We start from the raw sequence: 22,214 nt of genomic DNA, 5'->3' as shown, positions 1-22,214 counted from the left end.
GGTTATGAATTAAAAGTCCAAATTATGAAACTTAAATTCTTGTTTATTGTAGCAATTTCGATAGTGTTTTTTTGTTTTTTTTCATTTTCAAAGACAAATAATACTAACAAAAGCAATCTTTTGGGAAACACGATTCAGCAACGTTTTCAACTACCTCAGGGATTTGTGAGAGAAGAGGAATCTAAAACTTCGTTTGCATTTTTTTTGCGAAATATTCCATTAAAACCTTTAGGTTCAGATGTTTTGTATTTTGATGGAACTATAAAATCAAATCGAAACATTTATGAAGCAGTTGTGGATTTACCCATTGGGAAACAGGATTTGCATCAATGTGCTGATGCCGTGATGCGTTTGCGAGCGGATTATTTTTATAGCCAAAAACAGTACGATAAAATACATTTTAATTTCACAAATGGTTTTCGTGTTGATTTTAGCAAATGGGTCGAAGGTTACAGAATTGCAATTAAAGGCAACAAAACCAGTTGGGTTAAAACTGCAAAACCATCTGACAGTTATCAAACCTATTGGAAATATTTAGAGACGGTTTTTATGTACGCAGGAACTGCTTCTTTAGAAAAAGAACTGAAATCAATTAATGCTTTAGACATAAAAATTGGAGATGTTTTTATAAAAGGAGGCTTTCCAGGTCACGCTGTTATTGTTGTTGATGTAGCTGTGAATCCAAAAAACAACCAAAAAATTATGCTTTTAGCACAAAGCTATATGCCAGCACAGGAAATTCAAATATTGAAAAATCCAAATAATAGTTCGTTGAGTCCTTGGTACGCTGTCGATTTCGGAACCTCTCTCAAAACACCCGAATGGACTTTTAGTTCTTCACAATTAAAACGTTTTTAAATGAAACGATTCCTTTTTTTATTCCTTATATTCCAAAATGTTTTTTCTCAAGAAATTCCATTGAATATTCAAAAATTAATTAAAGCATACCCGGATCAAGTTGTTGGTTTTAAAGATAATAAAATTATTTTTAGTGATAAATCAAATTTGATTTATGATGATTTTAAAAATAAAACGAATCAAGAATTGTTAGAAAATCCAGATATTGAGGATCAATTTAGGTTTGTTTATACTAAAGCAAATAAGAATTTAATTCCAAAGGATGATGCAGGAAGAATTCGAAATGAAGCTTTTTTTAAGAAAATTTACGGAAATTCAAAATCAGAAGTTGAATCAAAAATGATTGAAATTATTTGGTGCCCAAAATTAGTCAATCAAAAAATAAAAGTAACAACCGTAAATGGAATTGATAAAATTGTAAAAAAACTCTCGGCAGAATTAGATAATAATCCAGAATTTAAAAAATATATTAATGCTATTGGAGGTACATTTAGTTGGAGAAAAATTTCAGGAACAAACCGATTGAGTATGCATAGTTACGGAATGACTATAGATATTAATGTCAAAAATTCCAATTATTGGCAATGGGATTGTAAATGTAAAAATGAAGAATCTAATCTTTCATATAGAAATCAAATTCCCCTGAAGCTAGTTTCAATTTTTGAAAAATACGGCTTTATTTGGGGAGGAAATTGGAAACATTATGACACAATGCATTTTGAGTATCGACCTGAACTTTTTTTATAAATTATTTTATTGCAAGAAATATTGTGTAGGAAAGTGGATTACGAATTAAAAAATTATGATTATGGATTTTAGGCTAAAAGTATTCTACACCGTTGCACTCCGACTTAATTTTACTAAGGCGGCAACAGAATTGTACATCTCGCAGCCAGCGGTTTCTAAACACATTCAGGAACTTGAGGAAACCTATAAAACCAAACTTTTCGAACGTAATGGTTCTAAAATTGCACTAACTCCTGCAGGGGAAATTCTGCTAAAACATACCAAAAATATCTTCGAAATCTATCGCGAAATCGACTTTGATATGAGCTCCTTTATCAGCGAACGCCAGGGATTATTACGGTTAGGAGCAAGTACAACCATTTCGCAATATATTATTTCGCCAGTTTTAGCGCGTTTTCATCAAAAACAGCAAGAAATCAAAGTCAATTTGTTGAACGGAAATACAGAACAAATCGAAAATGCCTTAATCAACAAAGAAATCGAAATCGGAATTGTAGAGGGGCAGTCTAAAAATCAGTCGATTAAGTATATTCCGTTTTTAAAAGACGAATTGGTTTTAGTTTGCAATACCAAAAATCCTTTGGTAAAACAAAACGAAATCTCGCTTGAGGATTTAAAAGCAATGAAATTCATAACACGCGAACGTGGTTCAGGAACACTTGAAGTTATAGAATATGCCTTAAAACAAATTGATTTCAAAATTACCGATTTGCAAATCGAAATGCAATTAGGATCTACAGAAAGCATAAAATCGTATTTATTAAACTCAGATTGTTTTGCCTTTATGTCAATACACGCGGTGGATAAAGAGCTTAAAAATAACGAATTAATAGTTTTGGATGTTGAGAACTTATCTATCGAACGTTATTTCTATATCATCACCTTATTAGGAAAATCCGATTCCTTGTCAGAGCTTTTTATTCAAAATATATCTAGTTATTATAACTTAGAGTTATAGCCGATTGTAATTTAAGATTGGTGAATATCGTGTAAAGGGCAGACCTTTGTAAGGAAATATCAAATTCCTTATTTTGAAAACGAAACAACATACCGCATCACATTTATTCGAAATTAATCTTTACCTGCAGCAAGCCATTTTTGCCTTAATAATTGTATTGTGTTTATTTTCGATTATTTCTCCGCCAATCGCCTTATTGTTAGGTGTGGTTATGGTAAATGTTTTTGGGAATCCATTTGTAGCATTCAACCACATTGCGATTACGTATTTATTACAATTCTCGGTTATAGGTTTAGGCTTCGGAATGAACGCTACAGCAGCAATTTCAGCTGGAAAAGAAGGTTTTTTGCTTACAATATTCTCAATTTTTAGTACATTGATATTAGGTACATTTTTAGGAAAATGGCTTAAAACCGATAAAAAAACATCGCATTTAATCTCTTGCGGAACAGCCATTTGTGGCGGAAGTGCCATTGCGGCCATTTCTCCCGTAATCAAATCAAACGAAAATCAAACCTCAATAGCTTTGGGAGTTATTTTTATTCTAAATTCAATTGCATTGTTTGTTTTTCCGTTTATAGGGCATCAGCTCGATTTGTCTCAAAAAGAATTTGGTTTATGGTGCGCTATTGCCATTCACGACACCAGTTCAGTTGTAGGTGCTGCGAATAAATACGGAGCCGAAGCCTTGCAAATTGCCACAACCGTAAAACTGGCCAGAGCATTGTGGATCATTCCAATTTCTCTTTTAACAGCTTTTATTTTCAAGAATAAATCTCAAAAAATAAAAATCCCATACTTTATTGGTTTGTTTATTCTGGCAATGTTATTCAATTCTTATGTTCCTCAAACGGCTGTTATTGCGCCTTATATTGTTAGTGTTGCTAAAATTGGTTTAACAATCACTTTGTTTTTAATTGGCGCAACATTAAATACAAATACCTTAAAGGCAGTAGGAGTAAAGCCTTTGCTTCAGGGAGTTTTTCTTTGGATCTTTATTGCTGGTTTAGGTTTGGCTTCAATTTTATATTTGAATTAAATAATAAAATTTACTTTACATTCGAAAACTTAACAATTGGCTTGTCGATCATTTTGTAAAACTTACCTTTAAATGAAAAGCGTTTTTCAATCTCAAAATTAAATTGTTTTTTTGATTTCGCCATTGCAGCTATTTCTTCAGGCGGATCTGCCTCAAATTCGTCATTCGCTTTCGCTGCCTTGCTAAACGTGCCATTTGTTTTTATAATAATATCTCTAAAATGTTTCTTACCGTTATCATTTACAACTTTATACGAGCTCGACCATTTTAAACTTGCCACATTGGTAAGTTGATAGTTGTTAACCTCCATAATAGGCTGATATTTACCGTCAAGTCCGGCAATAAGATAAAGAGTTCCTTCAAAAGGTCCGCCACCGCCACCATTTACATGTAATAAAGTAAAAGCATATTGGTCTTCGCCAATTTCTACAAGCTTAGGTTTTGGAGCCTGGGCAAAAGCACCAAAAGCAGCAACTCCGGACTGAAAAGATCTCATTTCCCAAACTTTATCATTTTTTGCAAACTTGGCAACACCAATCAAACCACCCGAAAATCTTCCGGTTTGCAGTCCGTCTTCATCATAATTTGAATGGTTAAAAAATAACAATCTAAATTCATTTCCTTTAGAATCTTTATAAGCAATATTTTCAAGTATTCTGGTTGCAACGCCTCTTTCGTACGGAAACATTTGATCCCCTTCGACACCATTTACGTCAGTATAAGCAGTAGGTTTACAGCTTTTGCATTTCCAGCTCAAAAAAGTATTGTTATCAGAAAGTTTATATAGTTTACCCGGAAACAGCTTTTGCATGGTTTTTACACCATCAAAAGGATCAGCTATCTTTAAGGTTCTTTTAGGATTTAAAATAGTGTCGCTAACAGATTTAAGTTGAATAATATCGTCTTGGGCAACACAAACAGAAGTAATTAAAAAGAAAACAATACTTAAATAAGTAGGGCGCATAAATTTAAATTTTATAATAAAAAACAAAACGAATTTACAAAGAAACTTTTGATATGAACTGATATCACAAAAATGCTTTCAAAATTAAAAGGAATTAAATTATAACAATAATAGCTACTATTGTTTTGAATTCAGTTTAAATGGGATAAATTTGCACCCTCAAACAAAATACAAATGAAAAACTTTAGAATGAAGCCAAGACTAATCGCCCTATTCGTATTAGCTATTGGATTTTTGACACTATCATGGGGAATCGTTGGCCATGAGCGTATTAATAAAGCAGCAGTAATGGCTTTACCTCAATCAATACAAGTGTTTTTTTACAACCACATTGATTTTATTACACAAGAAGCATCAGTTCCGGATATTCGTAAATATGCTTTAAATTATAAAGATGAAAACCCAAGGCATTATTTTGACATGGAAAATTTTGGTGCTGTAGACAGTATACCACAAACCATGGAAGCCGCAAAGAAAAAATACGATGCTAAATTCCTAAACGATAATGGAATTTTACCTTGGTATATCGAAGATATGATGGTAAAATTAACCAAAGCGTTTAAAGATAAAAACAGAGCAGAAATCTTGTTTCTTGCTGCAGATTTAGGTCATTATATTGGCGATGCACATATGCCGTTGCATACTTCTGCCAATCATGACGGACAATTAAGCGACCAAAAAGGAATTCATTCACTTTGGGAAAGCAGATTACCGGAGTTATTTGCTAAAAATTACAAGTTAAACGTTCCTCAGGCTCAATATTACGAAGATGTTCATAAAGCAACCTGGGACATGATTAATGACACACATAGTTTAGCCAAACCGTTATTAGACATCGATAAAAAACTAAGAACTGCTACTCCGGAAAGCCAGGTTTTTAAAATGGATGCTGACGGAAAAGTATTGAAAAGTAAATACAATACAGCTGTTTTTTCTGATGATTACGCTAAGAAACTACACGAACAATTAAACGGAATGGTAGAAAGCCAAATGAGAAAAGCCATTACAGCAACTGCAAGTTTTTGGTACACTGCATGGGTAAACGCCGGAAAACCAGATTTGAGCGACTTAGATGCGCCTTCTGTAACACAAAGAAACTATCAGTCATTAAAAGACGATCAAAAGTTGTTTCAACAAGGAAACTTATTTGGACTTAAAAACCAAAACGACTAAGACAGTTTTCAGTCTCAGTTTACATATAAAAAAAGCCTCAGATTCATTTGAATTTGAGGCTTTTTTAGTGTTTTATATAAGCAAAGCTGAAGTTTTAGGAGCTATTTCCTGCTATACGCTTGTATCTTTTATTTTTTCTAAAGAAAAAAAATAAAAGGATACCGCTTCTATCAGGGCTAGAGCACTCGTTTCCATAAGATCTTTAATTTTTAAACCAAGAGATAACAAACAGGCATTGCAAAAAAATAAAACCAGCGTAAATCATTTAAATCCGAGTCATCCGCGCGCCATCCCGCCATCAATTTTTAAATTTTAAATTTTGAATTTTATTTATTTCTGATATTTCTTTTTCTTCAGCATATCCGAAGCGGTTTGATAAAAGGAAATTGTTTCATTTACCAAATCAGTTCTTTCTGTTTTCATGCATTTTTCGTTATAATCAATTTGATATTCCGGCGTAATACCATCTTTTGATTCTGGTTTTAGTTTAAACTGTTTTACTTGCTGTTTAGGCGATAAAATGGTCAGAACATTATCTTTTATTAATCCCAAATCCTGATAAGTAGCAATAAAAGCGCGCGGTTTGTAATCCGGTTTCAAAACATCCTGACCAAAAAACTTACTTTCATAACTAAAATGCAATAAACCAAAAAGCGTTGGCATAAGATCAATTTGCGACATCAGTTTATTACATTTTTCAGGTTGGGCTGTTGGGTCATAAATAAAAGCCGGAATTCTGTACTTGTCCAACGGAAGTTGTGTTTTTCCTGCGCTCGACGCACAATGATCTGCAACAATGACAAAAACAGTATTCTTAAACCAATGTTGTTTACTCGCCATTGCAAAGAATTTTCTAAGCGAATAATCGGTATACTTAACACCGCCGTCACGCGATTTAATATCACCCGGAATGTCAATTTTATTATTTGGGTACGTAAAAGGCCTGTGGTTGCTCACTGTCATAATATGATTAAAGAAAGGTTTGTTTTCCTTTGCTTCGGCATTCATCACCTTAATTGCTTTGTTGTACATATCCTCGTCACAAACTCCCCAAACATTCTCGAAAGTAACTTCTTCAGGCGAAAAACTGGATTTATCTACAATGTCATAACCATTTCCGGAATAGAAATCCTGCATGTTATCAAAAAAAGCATCTCCGCCATACATGAATTTTACATTGTAATTGCGTTTTTTGAAAATTGCTCCGGTCGAAAATTTGTTTTTATTGTCTTCTCTTTTTAGAACACTTTCGCCTGCCGTAGGCGGTAAACATAAAGTAACCGCTTCCAGTCCGCGAACCGTTCTGTTTCCTGCCGCATAAAGATTCGTAAACTGCAAGCTTTTTTGAGCTAAACTATCCAGAAAAGGCGTAATGTTTTCTTTATTTTCGTACATTTTCATGTATTCAGCGCTTAAACTTTCTATTGTAATCAATACCACATTTTTATGATTTTCAAGAGAATCACCCGTAATGTTTCTTTTCGTATTTTCTCCTGAAATACCAGGAAGCTGTTGTCTTAAAAGGTTAAATGCTTTTTCTGCCGGAAGTGTTTTGTAGAATTTAAAATAATCAAGTTTATTGTTTTCAAAAGCAAGATAAAATTTATACAAACCATTAGCCTGCAATTCATTCACAAAAACATTTCTGGAATTTTCAGTTTTTGCCAGTGTAGGAATTGCTACCAAAGAGATCATAAATAATACAACGTAAACTCCGGTAATTTTCAATTTATCTGTTACAGACGGAATCGCATCAATATAATTGCGAGACCTTTTAACAATGAAATAAGTAAATATGGCCGTTACCAGAAACAAAACAGAAAATATTGGAATTACTGGATAAGACTGCATGATGTTCCCGATAACTTCATTGGTGTAAATCAAATAATTAACAGCAATGAAATTGTATTTCACGCCAAATTCATTCCAGAAAAAATACTCACTTATTCCGTTTTGCAGGATTAGTAAAACGTATAGGAAAATGACAAAAGCAAATAACCAGTACCTGATTTTGTCTCTTAGTTTTGGAAGAAAAAGTAACAAAGCAAAAAGCGCTGTTTTAATTCCGATAAAAATTAAAATAATTCTTGGCAAAGCGCCTCCGTACTCATCAAAAATACTTTTTCCCGATGCGACATAAAGAAACAGCGCAATAAAAATGCCCAGAATAATATAGCCCGATGGTTTATTGTATTTAGCATTAGAAATAAAAATAAGATAAAGCCATAAAAAAACACTTGCAACAATAAAAATGAATACATCTGAAATAAATCCTAAACCAAAGATTTTCAGACACTCAAGAATCGTAAATGAACTTTGTGTAATCGGGTGAAATAATAAAACTATTCTTAATAGAAAACTGATGATACAATAAAACAAAGTTAGATTGTAAAAAGGAGAAAGCTTCTTGTAAAAAGTCATGAAATAAATTTTCTACAAAATTAATGGCGATAAATTAGTTCCAGATGAAGTTATGCTTTTACCTTGCTTAGTGTAAACTTAAAGTTTACTTAAGATGAAGTTGTTTTTCCTATTCTAATGGTTTTAAGCAATTTCTAAAAGCTAAAATATCTATCTTTGAATAATAAAAAGAAGATATAATCTTAATTAAAAAAGGCCAATGCATATTTTAATAGTCGAAGACGAGTTAGGAATTGTTCAGTTTTTGCAGCAGGGTTTACAGGAAGAAGGCTATCAGATAACCACCGCAAATGATGGTTCAAAAGGTTTTGAATTGATTCAGAATCAGAAATTTGATTTGATTTTACTCGATTGGATGCTTCCTAAAATTAACGGTTTAGATTTGTGCAAAGCAATCAGGATTAAAGATCAAACCACTCCAATTATTTTTTTAACCGCAAAAGATACCGTTCAGGAAACGATCGAAGGCTTAAAAGCAGGAGCAAACGATTATATAAAAAAGCCCTTTAGCTTTGAAGAACTGGTAGAGAGAATAAAAATTCATTTTAGAAATCAAAAAGGCTCAGAGATTTTAACTTTAGGTGTCATCAAAATTGATTTATCAAAACATATTGTTCTTAAAAATCAGGATGAAATAGCGCTAACCCAGCGTGAATTTGAATTACTGACTTATCTGATAAAAAATAAAGGAAAAGTTTGTACCCGAAATCAAATCTTAAAAGACGTTTGGGAGATTAATTTCGAATATGATACCGGTGTAATTGATGTTTTTATGAACGCTATTCGAAAAAAACTCAATTTAAAAATTGAAGAAGATTATATAAAAACCATTCGCGGGATTGGTTATATCGCTAACGACTTATAAATGATACAGCTTTCTTTTAAAAACAGAATTGCCTTAAACTATATTATTACCACAGGCTTATTAATTGTAGTCGTTTTTTCGGTAATTTATTCTATTGTAAAACATACCGTTTACAATCATATTGATGAAAAAATAAAGGTTGAAATTCAGAATCATCAAGAAGAAATTAAAGAAGTCGATGGTAAAGTAATCCTTATCGATGAAGAAGAATGGAACGAACGCGAGCACAATACAGTAGATGTAAACCCTGTATTTGTTGAGTTTCTGGATGTAAATAAGAATATTACAGAAAAAGCGCCCAACCTTAAAACACAAACACTTAAATTTAATGATTCAGTAGAAGATTTTGAATTGTTTGATACTAAAATGGGCGATCATGATATCAGGCAAATTCAGGTTCCGCTGCATATCAGAAACAAAAAAATAGGATATGTTATTGTAGCAATGTCTTTGTCAGATTCGAAAATGGTATTAAACAATTTGTTTGATATTATGAGTTTGTCGTTTTTAGGAATTTTATTGCTGTTGTTTTTTATTGCCAGATTCTTTGCCGGCCGAAGTATAAAACCTATAAATGCAATAATCAATACCTCAAAAATTATTACGAAAGATAATCTAAAAACGCGTATTCCGCTGCCCAAAACCAGAGACGAATTATACACGCTTTCTAAAACAATAAATAACCTTCTTAACCGTATTGAAGACGCAATCGAACGCGAAAAACAATTTACTTCTGATGCTTCTCATGAACTAAGAACACCGCTTACAGTTATTAAAGGAACACTTGAAGTGCTAATTCGTAAACCACGTGATAATAAGGAATACGAAGAGAAAATTAATTACTGCATAAAAGAAGTGGACCACTTAAATATGCTGGTAGATCAGCTGTTATTAATGGCTCGTTTTGAAAACCAAAGCAAAAATATCAAGACAGAATCTGTTTATTTGAATTCCCTTATTTTGGATGTTCTTACCTTGAATTCAGAGAAAATAAACCGTCAAAAAATCAAGATTAAATTTGATGCGCAGGAGGACTATTATATTCAATCTGATAACTTTTTAGTGATTACGATTTTGAGAAATATTATTTCGAATGCAGTAAAATACACAAACAAAGACGGGGAAGTAACTATTTTACTTTCGAAACAAAACGAAAAAATAGTCTGTAAAATTTCAGACAACGGAATCGGAATTGAGCAACATGATTTAGAAGCTATATTTAATCCGTTTTTCAGATCCAATTCAACAGATCATCCGGAGATTAAAGGAACTGGCTTAGGTTTGTCTATTGTAAAAAGAATTACAGAACTGCTTCATATTAAGTTTAAAATCGATAGCGAGATAGGAGTAGGAACTACTGTTGTACTCAGTTTTAACGATAATATGAAAACGTTATCGTAAATTGAAAAAATCTAATAAAATAAAGGCACGGGCTTTTTTTTAACAATAAACTATAGTTAAGTTAAATTAAAAATTGTTTTTTTATGAAATTAACTAGTATATTTGCAACCGAATCAAAGAATAAAACACAACACAAATCATGATTTCAATTCAATTACATCATCATCATTTTCATTATTGCTCTCAGGCGATGTGTTAATGGTATGCATGTAAATCATCATATTTTAAAACCCGTTTGAGTACATCAAACGGGTTTTTTTATACCAATTCTTTGTACTCAAACTATTAATCCAACAAAAACTAAAAAAATGAGTACGTTAAAAATTGCAATTCAAAAATCAGGTCGTTTAAACGAAGACAGCATTCAAATCTTAAAAGATTGCGGTATTTCGATCAACAACGGAAACGATCAGCTAAAAGCCGAAGCCTCAAATTTTCCTCTTGAAGTTTTATATTTAAGAAATTCAGATATTCCTCAATATTTAATTGATGGAGTAGTAGATCTTGCTATCGTTGGTGATAATCTTTTGGTAGAAAAAGGAAAGCATATCGAAGTGATTCAGAAACTAGGATTTTCAAAATGTAAGGTTTCTGTTGCCGTTCCTAAAACCTTCGAATACAATTCGATTCAGGATTTAGCAGGTTTGCGTATCGCTACTTCTTACCCAAATACAGTAAATGAATATTTCAGCTCTTTTGGACTATCAGTTGATATTCACCAAATTTCAGGTTCTGTAGAAATCGCCCCAAACATTGGTCTTGCCGATGCTATTGTCGATATCGTTTCAAGCGGCAGCACTTTATTCAAAAATAATTTAAGAGAAGTAGAAGTAATCCTGAAAAGCGAAGCTGTTTTGGCCGTTTCTCCAAAAGTTTCTCCTGAAATTCAGAAACACATCGATACTCTAAAATTCAGAATACAATCTGTTTTAAGAGCGAGAAATTCAAAATATATTCTGATGAACGTTCCCAACGATAAAATCGATGAAATTGGTAAAATCTTGCCGGTTTTAAGAAGTTTAACCGTTTTGCCACTGGCGCAGGAAGGATGGAGCAGCGTTCACTCCGTAATCGATAAAGATACTTTCTGGGACGTAATCGATAAACTAAAAGAAGCCGGAGCCGAAGGAATATTAGTTTGTCCAATTGAGAAAATGGTGCTTTAAAAGAAATTCCAATATAAAAATTCCAAATTCCAAAAGATTCAAAATTTCAATGTAAAAATTCCAAATTCCAAACTTCGACAACAGCTTTGCGAACTTAATATTTACAAAGAAAGTCAAAGAAAAGTAAAAAAACCTTGCGCTCTTTGCGGTTAAAACCCACACAGCATTTGGAATTTAATATAAAATATTATGAATAAGATAGACAATCCAAAACCAGAAACCTGGTCAGAAATATTAAAAAGACCAACCAAAACCATCGATGATATCGAAGTTACGGTAAAAGAAATATTCAAAGAAGTACAGAAAAAAGGAGATGAAGCCGTTGCAAAATACACTTCAATCTTTGACGGAATTGCTTTAGAAAATTACCAAGTTTCATCAGAAGAAATTCAGGAAGCCGTTAATTCAATTTCTACTGAATTAAAAGAGGCAATTCAGTTAGCAAAAGCAAATATTTACAAGTTTCATACTGCTCAAAAAACAGATCGAATTTTAATAGAAACTACTGAGGGCGTAAATTGCTGGCAAGAGAAAAGACCGATTCAAAAAATTGGTTTGTATATTCCGGGCGGAACGGCACCTTTATTTTCAACGGTTTTAATGTTGGCAGTTCCTGCTGAAATTGCGGGTTGTAAAGAAATTGTTTTATGTTCACCACCGGATAAAACCGGAAAAATAAATCCTGCCATTTTATATGCTGCTAAATTGTGTGGTGTAACCAAAATACTAAAAGTAGGCGGAATTCAGGCGATTGCAGGAATGACATTCGGTACAAAATCAATCCCTAAAGTATACAAGATTTTCGGACCCGGAAATCAGTTTGTAACGGTGGCAAAACAATTGGCAACACAATTTGGAGTAGCAATTGATATGCCGGCAGGTCCTTCAGAATTGTTGGTTGTGGCAGATGATACTGCCGTTCCTGCGTTTGTAGCTTCTGATTTATTGTCTCAGGCAGAACACGGAACTGACAGTCAGGTTATTCTGGTTTCAACTTCAAAAAAACTGATTGATGCTGTAGAAAAAGAAGTTCAAATTCAGGTAGAAGCGCTTCCGAGAAAAGAAATTGCAAAAAAAGCCATCGAAAATTCAAAACTGATTTATGTTAAAACGGATCAAATCGCCTTGGATTTAATCAACGAATACGGACCGGAGCACTTTATTATCTGTTCAGAATTTGATGATTTCTATTGCAATGGTGTGTTGAATGCAGGTTCAGTTTTTATTGGGAATTATACGCCGGAAAGCGCTGGAGATTATGCCTCAGGGACGAATCATACATTACCAACAAACGGATACGCAAAGAATTATAGCGGAGTAAATCTGGATAGTTTTATGAAATCAATGACATTCCAAAAAATCTCAGAAAAAGGAATTCAAAACATAGGTAAAGCGATTGAAGTTATGGCCGAAGCCGAAGGTTTGCAAGCACATAAAAATGCGGTTACTTTGAGATTGAGGAGTTTAGAGTAAAGAATGTAGAGCAAAGAATATAGAACAAAGAATATAGAAAATAGAAAAATTATAGATAATGTGAGAAGTCTATTCTCTTTATTCTCTTCTCTATATTCTAAAAAATAAGATAATGGAATTCGATATAAATACAATAACAAGAGAAAATGTAAAAACATTAAAACCTTATTCATCTGCAAGAGATGAGTTTGAGGATTTTGATACTGCCGAAATGATTTTTTTGGATGCCAATGAAAATCCGTTTCAAAATGGCGTGAATCGTTATCCGGATCCGCAACAGAGTTCGGTTAAAGCCATTTTGGCGAAGAATAATAATGTAAAATCAAGTCAGATTTTATTAGGAAACGGAAGCGATGAAGTTCTGGATTTGCTTTTTAGAGCTTTCTGCGAACCAAAAACAGACAATATTATTTCCTTGCCGCCAACTTACGGAATGTACAGCGTTCTGGCGAATATTAATGCGGTAGAAAATAGAGAAGTGTTGCTTTCAACAGATTTTCAGCCACAGGTTGATAAGATTTTAGATGCTGTTGACGAGAATACAAAAATCATCTTTTTATGCTCGCCAAATAACCCAACAGGAAATTCTTTCTCTGATGAAAGCGTGGTGAAATTACTTCAAAACTTTAAAGGTTTGGTTGTGATTGACGAAGCGTATATCGACTTTTCGGACAAAGAAAGCTGGCTAACAGAAATCGACGAATATCCAAATTTGGTCATCACACAAACGCTTTCAAAAGCCTATGGTTTGGCCGGAATTCGTTTGGGAATTTGTTATGGTTCTGAAGCTGTGATTTCGGTTTTGAATAAAATAAAACCTCCCTATAATGTCAACGAATTAACACAGCAAAGAGCTATAGTTCGTTTGAAGGATTCAGATAAAATAAAGCAGGAAATAGCTTCTATCATTGAACAGAGAGAAGAATTACTTAAAGTGTTGCTTGAAGTAAGTTTTGTAGAAAAAGTTTATCCAACAGAAGCTAATTTCGTTCTGGTAAAAGTAGATGATGCTAATAAAAGATACAATCAATTAATTGCAAAAGGTATCGTAATTCGCAACAGAACAACTCAGCCTTTATGCGAAAACTGTCTGCGTTTTACGATTGGAATTCCGGAAGAAAATGCAGTTTTAATTAGAGAATTGAAGTTATTGAAATAGGAAAATAGAATAAAGAATATAGAGAAAAGAACCAATAAAAAAATGTAACAACTTTAGATATAGAATGAAAAGTCTATTCTCTTTACTCTATATTCTTTATTCTCAAAATATAAATTATGAAAAAAGTACTTTTTATCGATCGTGACGGAACGATTGTTTTAGAACCAGAAAATTTACAATTAGATGCTTTGGATAAACTGGAATTTTATCCAAAAGCTTTTCAATATTTGGTTAAAATTGCCAATGAATTAGATTACGAATTAGCAATGGTAACCAATCAGGATGGGTTGGGAACGGATAGTTTTCCGGAAGATACGTTTTGGCCAACGCAGAATTTTATCCTGAAAGCCTTTGAAAATGAAGGCGTTTTGTTTGATGAGATTTTTGTAGACCGATCTTTTCCTGAAGATAATGCGCCAACACGCAAGCCCAGAACGGGAATGTTGACTAAATATCTGAATAATCCTGAATATGATTTAGAGAATTCTTTTGTTTTAGGAGATCGCTTAACAGATGTTGAACTGGCGAAAAACCTGGGAGCGAAGGCAATTTTCATGAATATGACAGACGGAATTGGAAGCAATGAAATTTCGTCGAAACGTGAGGAATTAAACGACACAATTATCCTGCAAACAACGGATTGGAAACGTATTTATGAGTTTTTGAAATTGGAAGCACGTTCGGCTTCGATTACGCGTAAAACGAATGAAACCGATATTTTTATTGATTTGAATCTGGACGGAACGGGAAAAAGTAAAATCGAAACCGGAATCGCTTTTTTTGATCATATGTTAGATCAAATTGCGCGTCATGGTCAGATGGATTTGGAAATCCTTGTAAAAGGTGATCTTGAAGTCGATGAACATCACACGATTGAAGATACTGCCATTGCTTTGGGGGAAGTTTTCGCTAAAGCGTTAGGAAATAAATTAGGAATCGAACGTTACGGATTCTGTTTGCCAATGGATGATTGTTTATCTCAAGTGGCAATTGATTTCGGCGGAAGAAACTGGTTGGTTTGGGAAACCGAATTCAAACGTGAAATGGTGGGTAAAATGCCAACAGAAATGTTTTATCATTTCTTTAAATCCTTCTCTGACGGCGCAAAAGCCAATATCAACATCAAAGCTGAAGGAACAAACGAACACCACAAAATTGAAGCTATTTTTAAAGCTTTCGCAAAAGCGATAAAAGTAGCGGTGAAAAGAGATACAGAAAAAATGATTTTGCCTTCGACGAAGGGGATGTTGTAAAAACGCTATAAGCTGTAGGCAATAGGCATTAGGCCTAAAGCTTACAGCCTAAAGCTTAAAGCTTTTTTTTATGAAAATAGTAATTATAAATTACGGAGCAGGAAATATTCAGAGCATTATGTTTGCTATTGAAAGACTGGGTTTTAAAGCTGTTTTGAGTAATAATCCGGAAGAAATTCTGGCGGCTGATAAAGTGATTTTTCCTGGCGTTGGCGAAGCAAGTTCGGCTATGGCTAAACTTCGTGAAAGCGGTTTAGATAGTCTGATTCCGACTTTGAAACAGCCGGTTTTGGGAATTTGTCTCGGTATGCAATTGATGTGCAATTGGTCTGAAGAAGGAAATACAAAAGGTTTGGGGATTTTTGATGTTGATGTGATTAAATTTACTTCGAAAGTAAAAGTGCCACAAATGGGATGGAATCAGATTTATGATTTAAAATCGGATTTGTTTAAGGGAATTGCTGAGAATGAATTCATGTATCTGGTGCATAGTTTTTACGCTCCAAATTGCGATGAAGCAATTGCTACAACGAATTATGAATTGGAATATGCATCGGCTTTACAAAAGGACAATTTTTACGGAACTCAGTTTCATCCTGAAAAAAGCGGAGCTGTTGGAGAAAAGATTTTAGAAAATTTCTTAAAAATGTAAAATTTTAAAATTCCAATTGCAATAACCATATCAAAAATCACTTTCAATTAAAAAATCAATTTAGAGTAATCGTTTTTCAATAATCTAAAATCTGAACTCTAAAATCTAAAATATCAAAAAATGAGAATAATACCAGCTATAGATATCATCGACGGAAAATGTGTTCGTTTGTCAAAAGGCGATTACGATACTAAGATAATTTACAACGAAAATCCGCTTGAAGTGGCGAAATCATTCGAAGCGCACGGAATCGAATATTTACATTTGGTAGATCTTGACGGTGCGAAATCGAGCAAAATTGTGAATTATAAAATTCTGGAACAAATTGCGACGCAAACCACTTTAAAAATTGATTTTGGCGGTGGTTTAAAATCCGATGAAGATTTGAAAATTGCTTTTGAAAGTGGTGCAAACCAAATTACCGGAGGAAGTATCGCGGTAAAAAACAGAAAAATTTTCGAAAAATGGATTTCAGAATATGGTTCTGATAAAATTATTCTTGGGGCTGACGCCAAAGACGAAAAAATCGCGGTTTCAGGATGGTTAGAAGATTCAGATGAAGATTTGATTCCGTTTATTCAGGATTATCAATCAAAAGGAATTCAATATGTTATTTGTACCGATATTGCAAAAGACGGAATGCTGGAAGGCCCGAGTTTTGATTTGTATGAAAAAATACTAAAAGAGGCTATTGGAGTAAAACTAATTGCATCAGGAGGAATTTCAACTTTTGATGAATTGCCTAAATTAGCCGACTTAGGCTGTGAAGGAACAATCATTGGAAAAGCAATTTATGAAGGCAGAATTACTCTCAAACAATTAGAAAATTATATTTTAAATAAGTAGATTATTTCGCAAAGATGCACAAAGTAAAACACAAAGATTCATAAAAAAAATCTTTGCGAATCTTTGTGAAATCTTCGTGAATCTCAGTGAAACAACTAAAAAAATGTTAGCAAAAAGAATCATTCCTTGTTTGGATATAAAAAATGGAAGAACCGTAAAAGGCGTAAACTTTGTTGATTTACGTGATGCTGGCGATCCTGTGGAATTGGCGGAAATTTATTCGGCGGAAGGTGCTGATGAATTGGTTTTTCTGGATATTTCGGCTACAGAAGAACGTCGTAAAACGTTGGTGAATATGGTACGAAGTGTGGCGGAAAAAATCAATATTCCCTTTACGGTTGGCGGTGGAATTTCATCTGTTGAAGATGTTGAAATTCTGTTGAATAACGGCGCTGATAAAGTTTCGATCAATTCATCTGCAGTAAAAAATCCACAATTAATTAATGATTTGGCTCAGAAATTCGGGAGCCAATGCGTTGTTGTGGCAATAGACGCCAAACAAATTGACGGACAATGGATTGTACATTTAGTTGGCGGGAAAGTTCCGACTGAACTAAACTTATTCGATTGGGCTGTAGAAGTGGCAGAACGCGGTGCGGGTGAAATTCTGTTTACCTCAATGGATAACGACGGAACCAAAAATGGCTTTGCAAACGAAGCCTTGGCTAAATTATCAACGTTAATCAATATTCCCATTATTGCTTCCGGAGGTGCCGGAAACATTCAGCATTTTGTAGATTCCTTTAAAATAGGAAAAGCGGATGCGGCTTTAGCTGCGAGTGTTTTTCATTTTAAAGAAATTGAGATTAAGGCTTTGAAAGAAGAATTGAGGAAGAATGATATTGAGGTTAGGCTTTAGAAAATAGAGTAAAGAATAAAGAGAATAGAATAAAGAGAATAGAGTTAGAAAAGATGTTAAGAATCTAAAATCTGAACTCTAAAATAAAATAATCATAGAGTGTAGAAATCTAAAATCTTCCCGATAGCTATCGGGACTAAAATCTAAAATAAAAATGAACGTAGATATAAAAAGTGCACACGGATTGATTCCGGCGATAATTCAGGATTCAGAAACAAAGAATGTTTTGATGCTGGGTTATATGAACGAAGAATCGCTTCAGAAAACAATAGAAACTCAAAAAGTAACTTTTTTTAGCCGATCCAAACAAAGGCTTTGGACAAAAGGCGAGGAGAGTGGTAATTTTTTGAATTTGGTAAGTATTAAAAATGATTGCGATGGCGATACACTTTTAATTCAGGCAAAACCTGTTGGACCAACGTGTCACACAGGGGCTGATACTTGTTGGCAGGAAGAAAACAAAGAAAACTACGGTTTTATTTCTCAATTAGAAAACACCATCAAAACCCGTAGAGAAAATGCCGATTCAGAGAAAAGTTATGTAGCTTCTTTATTCGAAAAAGGAATCAATAAAATAGCTCAAAAAGTAGGTGAAGAAGCTGTAGAAGTGGTTATTGAAGCAAAAGATGATAATGACGATTTATTCCTTAGCGAAAGCGCTGATTTATTATTTCATTATTTGATTTTACTGCAAGCAAAAGGCTTTCAGTTGAATGATGTGGTAGATGTTTTGAAGAAACGTCAGAAGTAAACACAATCTTGTCAGGCTGAGCGAAGTCGAAGTCCCGTTTGCTGAATCACTTTGCGGGACTTCGACTTCGCTCAGTCTGACAAAAAAATATTACTTTAGCTAAAAGCAATAATTTTATGAAACTATTTTTATACCTGTTTTTATTTTTGTTTCCAACTTTAAACTACGGATTCAAAAAACATGAATTGCCCTATTCAATTGTTATTGCAAAGGCAGATTTAATAGTTGACGGGACAATTTCTAAAGTTTCAAAGAATGAATATGAGTTTACAATAAGCCAGTTTGTAAAAGGGAGATCAGCCTTAAAAATCAAGGTTTCGATCTGGAATGAGTGGATTTGTGATCCAAGAATTAAAGAGCTAAAAAATGGTCAGAGATTAATTTTGTTTTTAGAAAAGTCACCTAATGGTAATTTTAGCCCAATCAATGATAGCACTGGCGAGATATATGTAGATAATGATTCATTTATAAATATATTTCTTCCAAAAGAGTTTACTAATCCTCAAGTTTTAAAGGAAGGAATTTCTATGTTTTTACAAACTTATAAAGTTTATGGAGATTTAAATGATAGGTTTTTACAAAATATTCATATAGAGTCTAATAAGTCTATATTTGAAATCTATAAAATGAAAGAAGATAATAAGGTTTTTAAATTTTTAGCTGCTAATGATTTGCCTTATTCTGAAGTTAAATTTAATTTGATACCACAATTTATCAATTAAAGATTAGAAAAAAAGTACTTCGAAAATCCAAAATTCAGTTTTTATTGAATCACTTTGCGGGACTTCGACTTCGCTCAGTCTGACAAAAATTGAAATTAATAAAAAAGAATAAAAAATCCGTATAAATCCGTGTTTTCGCATAAGCGAATCCGTGTCATCCGCGTGCCATCTCAACGCTATTCCACAAACTCAAAAACCGCAAATTCTTCCGGTTGATGAAATCCATATTTTAAACTCTTATAATATTGTAATGCAAGGTATTCTGTTGTGTTACCGTAATCAATTCTAAAAGCATTTCCTCTCCATTTTGTTCCTGTTTTTGGCGGAGTAAAATTGCCGTTTTTAATATTTTGTAAGCTGGCAAAAGGAATTTTAATTTCGGTATTATAACCTTCGGGAGTAATTTTACTTACGGTTTCTAATCCTGCAATATCAAAACTCATAGCGGTATTCCAACCGCCACAATTGGGTGAAATACATTTTAGCAACAAATCATAATTAGACGAAAAAGCATTCACTCCAATTTCGATATAATTTTGGCCGTCGCCATCAGGATCAATAAAAAATTCGACTAAATCATCAGTAGTAAAAATCGAAGCATCTTTTTTTTGAGGCGTGCCAATTATTTTAGAATCTGTAGAACGATAGGCGATATATAGGTTTTCATCATTCCACGAAAGTGAAACAAAAGTATTTTGAGCAGCATTTTCTCTGGAATTATGAATAACAAACGGACCTAAAAATGGAGTTTTCCAATCCGTTAAATCTCCATCAATTTTTATCTCGTCATTCGTTTTGTGAACGGCAATATTTTGCGAATAATTTGTGATCGAACACATAAAACTTAAAAACACGACGATTGGACTGATTTTCATAAATAACATAAATGAATTTGATTGGCTAAAATAAAGAAGAATAAATGAATTTTAACATTAAATTTTCCGAATCGGGAATATAAAATCATTTAAAACTTGATTCGAATGTTTACATTTGTTGAAGCTTAAAGAGGTTGAAATGCCTTTTTTATTTCGATTAAAAGCAAATATTTATTTGGTATGAAAAAATACTTTGGTGGCGTTTTTATCGCCTTTTTAATTGGTTTTAATGCCAATGCACAAGGACTTTTGAATAAGTCTGAAACGGTTTTTACACATCAGGATACTTTACGCGGAAGCATTACAAAAGAACGCGCTTGGTGGGATTTAAAATATTATCATTTAGATGTAAAAGTAGATCCAAAAGAAAAAACGATTAAGGGGTCAAATACTGTCCGTTATACTGTTTTGACAGCTTATAATAAAATGCAGATTGATTTGCAGGAACCTATGCAAATCTACAAAGTGATTCAGGATGGCAAAGAACTGAAATTTGAAAGAGACGGAAATGCCTTTTTTATTGAATTAACAGCTGCCCAAAAAATTGGGGAAACTAAAGAAATCGTTATTTCATTTGGAGGAAAACCAAAAGAAGCAGTAAATCCACCGTGGGATGGCGGAATTACCTGGAAGAAAGACAAAAACGGAAAAGATTTTATTGCTTCATCTTGTCAGGGTCTTGGCGCCAGCGTTTGGTGGCCAAACAAAGACCATATGTATGATGAAGTCGAAAATATGCTGATTAGTGTGAATGTTCCCGGACATTTGACTGATGTTTCAAACGGAAGACTGCAAAGCGTTAAAAAGGAAAAAGACGGAACCAAAACCTTTAATTGGTATGTTTCGAACCCAATTAATAATTATGGTGTAAACATTAATATTGGTGATTACGTAAACTTCTCAGAGAAATTTAAAGGAGAAAAAGGCGATTTAGATTGTAATTATTATGTTTTGAGTTATAATTTGGCTGTAGCCAAAGAGCAATTCAAGGATGCCCCGAAAATGCTTAAAGCGTTTGAAAACTGGTTTGGACCGTATCCTTTTTACGAAGACAGCTATAAATTGGTTGAAGCTCCTTATTTAGGAATGGAACATCAAAGTAGCGTAACTTACGGAAATGGCTACAAAAACGGTTATTTAGGCCGTGATTTAAGCGGAACGGGATGGGGATTGAAATTTGATTTTATCATTATTCATGAGTCCGGACACGAATGGTTTGCTAATAATATCACTTATAAAGATATCGCTGATATGTGGGTACACGAAAGTTTTACCAACTATTCTGAAAGTCTTTTCCTTGAATATTATTACGGAAAAGACGCTGCTGCAGAATACATCATTGGCTGCAGAAAAGGTATCAAAAACGATAAGCCAATTATTGGTAACTATGATGTAAACAATGAAGGATCAGGCGATATGTATCCAAAAGGAGCAAGTATGCTGCACATGATGCGCCAGATTATCAATGATGATGCAAAATGGAAATCTATTTTAAGAGGTTTAAACAGTACTTTTTATCATCAAACTGTTACCGGAAAACAAATCCAGGATTACATCAATACACAATCGGGAATTAACTTCAACAGGGTTTATGCCCAATATTTGACCACAACTCAAATTCCTGTTTTTGAATATATGTTCAAAGACGGATCTTTTGGATACCACTGGACAAATTGTGTAGCTAAGTTTGATATGCCGGTAAAAGTGAATTTGAATGGTGAAGATATTTGGCTAAAACCAACAACAGAATGGAAATCAGAAAAGACAAATAATGAAGATAGAAAAGTTATAGTTGATAAGGATTTCTATGTTACTACTTCTAATATTGTGGAGTAACTTTTTTGAAATTCCAAAATTTTTAAAATCCCAAATTCCAATTCTTAACTGGAGTTTGGGATTTTTTTTATTCGATAACTTTACGCAAAGACCTTTGTCAAAGTTTTAAACTTTGACAAAGGTTGGGACGCAAACCATTTAGGATTTGGGATCTTTTTATTGGAATTTGGAATTTAAAAGAATTGGTTTTTCACTT

20 protein-coding genes are annotated in these 22,214 nt (G+C 33.4%); 17 read left to right on the top strand and 3 right to left on the bottom strand.

The window, feature by feature from the left end:
• Positions 1 to 24: 24 nt before the first annotated feature.
• The 4 genes from ACIDC4_RS06075 (at position 25) to ACIDC4_RS06060 (ending at position 3,602) form a co-directional block, all read left to right on the top strand.
• Positions 25 to 858 carry a DUF4846 domain-containing protein gene (locus tag ACIDC4_RS06075; RefSeq protein WP_412042194.1) on the top strand — a complete coding sequence of 278 codons (834 nt, stop codon included), beginning with the start codon at positions 25 to 27 and terminating at the stop codon, positions 856 to 858.
• Complete coding sequence (locus ACIDC4_RS06070) at positions 859 to 1,605, top strand: M15 family metallopeptidase (protein ID WP_412042193.1); 747 nt, start codon at positions 859 to 861, stop codon at positions 1,603 to 1,605.
• A 61-nt stretch (positions 1,606 to 1,666) separates the two neighbouring features.
• Positions 1,667 to 2,563 carry a LysR family transcriptional regulator gene (locus tag ACIDC4_RS06065; RefSeq protein WP_412042192.1) on the top strand — a complete coding sequence of 299 codons (897 nt, stop codon included), beginning with the start codon at positions 1,667 to 1,669 and terminating at the stop codon, positions 2,561 to 2,563.
• Between the two features lie 73 nt (positions 2,564 to 2,636).
• Positions 2,637 to 3,602, top strand: coding sequence for a YeiH family protein (locus tag ACIDC4_RS06060; protein WP_412042191.1), 966 nt, complete (start codon positions 2,637 to 2,639; stop codon positions 3,600 to 3,602).
• A 10-nt stretch (positions 3,603 to 3,612) separates the two neighbouring features.
• Here the strand turns inward: ACIDC4_RS06060 and ACIDC4_RS06055 are convergent, their stop codons facing one another.
• A complete protein-coding gene (locus ACIDC4_RS06055; protein WP_412042190.1) occupies positions 3,613 to 4,566 on the bottom strand; it encodes a hypothetical protein in 954 nt (317 codons plus the stop codon).
• Positions 4,567 to 4,740: 174 nt separating this feature from the next.
• Here ACIDC4_RS06055 and ACIDC4_RS06050 point away from each other — a divergent pair, with 174 nt between their 5' ends.
• Positions 4,741 to 5,739 (top strand): zinc dependent phospholipase C family protein, encoded by a 999-nt coding sequence (locus ACIDC4_RS06050; RefSeq protein WP_412042189.1) that lies wholly within the window; start codon positions 4,741 to 4,743, stop codon positions 5,737 to 5,739.
• Positions 5,740 to 6,069: 330 nt separating this feature from the next.
• Here ACIDC4_RS06050 and ACIDC4_RS06045 read toward each other — a convergent pair whose 3' ends face one another.
• A complete protein-coding gene (locus ACIDC4_RS06045; protein ID WP_412042188.1) occupies positions 6,070 to 8,160 on the bottom strand; it encodes an LTA synthase family protein in 2,091 nt (696 codons plus the stop codon).
• A 199-nt stretch (positions 8,161 to 8,359) separates the two neighbouring features.
• On the opposite strand from ACIDC4_RS06045, the gene ACIDC4_RS06040 reads away from it, so the two are divergent.
• The 11 genes from ACIDC4_RS06040 to ACIDC4_RS05990 all read left to right on the top strand — a co-directional run bounded on the left by ACIDC4_RS06040 (position 8,360) and on the right by ACIDC4_RS05990 (position 19,307).
• Positions 8,360 to 9,025, top strand: a complete 666-nt coding sequence (locus tag ACIDC4_RS06040; RefSeq protein WP_412042187.1) for a response regulator transcription factor — start codon at positions 8,360 to 8,362, stop codon at positions 9,023 to 9,025.
• Positions 9,026 to 10,426, top strand: coding sequence for a sensor histidine kinase (locus ACIDC4_RS06035; protein ID WP_412042186.1), 1,401 nt, complete (start codon positions 9,026 to 9,028; stop codon positions 10,424 to 10,426).
• A gap of 308 nt (positions 10,427 to 10,734) precedes the next feature.
• A complete protein-coding gene (hisG, locus tag ACIDC4_RS06030; RefSeq protein WP_115845717.1) occupies positions 10,735 to 11,592 on the top strand; it encodes an ATP phosphoribosyltransferase in 858 nt (285 codons plus the stop codon).
• A 189-nt stretch (positions 11,593 to 11,781) separates the two neighbouring features.
• Entirely contained in the window at positions 11,782 to 13,065 is a 1,284-nt protein-coding gene (gene hisD, locus ACIDC4_RS06025; RefSeq protein WP_412042185.1) for a histidinol dehydrogenase, read from the top strand.
• A gap of 112 nt (positions 13,066 to 13,177) precedes the next feature.
• The gene (gene hisC / locus ACIDC4_RS06020) at positions 13,178 to 14,224 is read left to right on the top strand and encodes a histidinol-phosphate transaminase (protein WP_412042184.1); all 1,047 of its coding nucleotides are present in this window, start codon (positions 13,178 to 13,180) and stop codon (positions 14,222 to 14,224) included.
• 116 nt (positions 14,225 to 14,340) lie between these two features.
• On the top strand, positions 14,341 to 15,477 hold the full coding sequence (gene hisB, locus ACIDC4_RS06015) for a bifunctional histidinol-phosphatase/imidazoleglycerol-phosphate dehydratase HisB (RefSeq protein WP_412042183.1): 1,137 nt from the start codon (positions 14,341 to 14,343) through the stop codon (positions 15,475 to 15,477).
• 70 nt (positions 15,478 to 15,547) lie between these two features.
• Positions 15,548 to 16,129 carry an imidazole glycerol phosphate synthase subunit HisH gene (hisH, locus tag ACIDC4_RS06010; protein WP_412042182.1) on the top strand — a complete coding sequence of 194 codons (582 nt, stop codon included), beginning with the start codon at positions 15,548 to 15,550 and terminating at the stop codon, positions 16,127 to 16,129.
• A 120-nt stretch (positions 16,130 to 16,249) separates the two neighbouring features.
• Entirely contained in the window at positions 16,250 to 16,975 is a 726-nt protein-coding gene (gene hisA, locus ACIDC4_RS06005) for a 1-(5-phosphoribosyl)-5-[(5-phosphoribosylamino)methylideneamino]imidazole-4-carboxamide isomerase (RefSeq protein ID WP_412042181.1), read from the top strand.
• Positions 16,976 to 17,078: 103 nt separating this feature from the next.
• Entirely contained in the window at positions 17,079 to 17,834 is a 756-nt protein-coding gene (gene hisF / locus ACIDC4_RS06000; RefSeq protein WP_412042180.1) for an imidazole glycerol phosphate synthase subunit HisF, read from the top strand.
• A gap of 148 nt (positions 17,835 to 17,982) precedes the next feature.
• Complete coding sequence (hisIE, locus tag ACIDC4_RS05995; RefSeq protein WP_412042372.1) at positions 17,983 to 18,585, top strand: bifunctional phosphoribosyl-AMP cyclohydrolase/phosphoribosyl-ATP diphosphatase HisIE; 603 nt, start codon at positions 17,983 to 17,985, stop codon at positions 18,583 to 18,585.
• Between the two features lie 116 nt (positions 18,586 to 18,701).
• Positions 18,702 to 19,307, top strand: coding sequence for a hypothetical protein (locus ACIDC4_RS05990; RefSeq protein ID WP_412042179.1), 606 nt, complete (start codon positions 18,702 to 18,704; stop codon positions 19,305 to 19,307).
• A gap of 176 nt (positions 19,308 to 19,483) precedes the next feature.
• Here ACIDC4_RS05990 and ACIDC4_RS05985 read toward each other — a convergent pair whose 3' ends face one another.
• Positions 19,484 to 20,182, bottom strand: a complete 699-nt coding sequence (locus ACIDC4_RS05985; RefSeq protein WP_412042178.1) for a carbohydrate-binding family 9-like protein — start codon at positions 20,180 to 20,182, stop codon at positions 19,484 to 19,486.
• Positions 20,183 to 20,362: 180 nt separating this feature from the next.
• On the opposite strand from ACIDC4_RS05985, the gene ACIDC4_RS05980 reads away from it, so the two are divergent.
• Positions 20,363 to 22,018: a M1 family metallopeptidase gene (locus tag ACIDC4_RS05980; protein ID WP_412042177.1), complete on the top strand. Its 1,656-nt coding sequence runs from the start codon at positions 20,363 to 20,365 to the stop codon at positions 22,016 to 22,018.
• Positions 22,019 to 22,214 lie beyond the last annotated feature (196 nt).

This window comes from Flavobacterium sp. C3NV, from assembly GCF_046825355.2.
Lineage (GTDB): Bacteria > Bacteroidota > Bacteroidia > Flavobacteriales > Flavobacteriaceae > Flavobacterium.
Note: the sequence above shows the minus strand (reverse complement) of the source record. Positions and strands in the feature narration are given on the sequence as shown.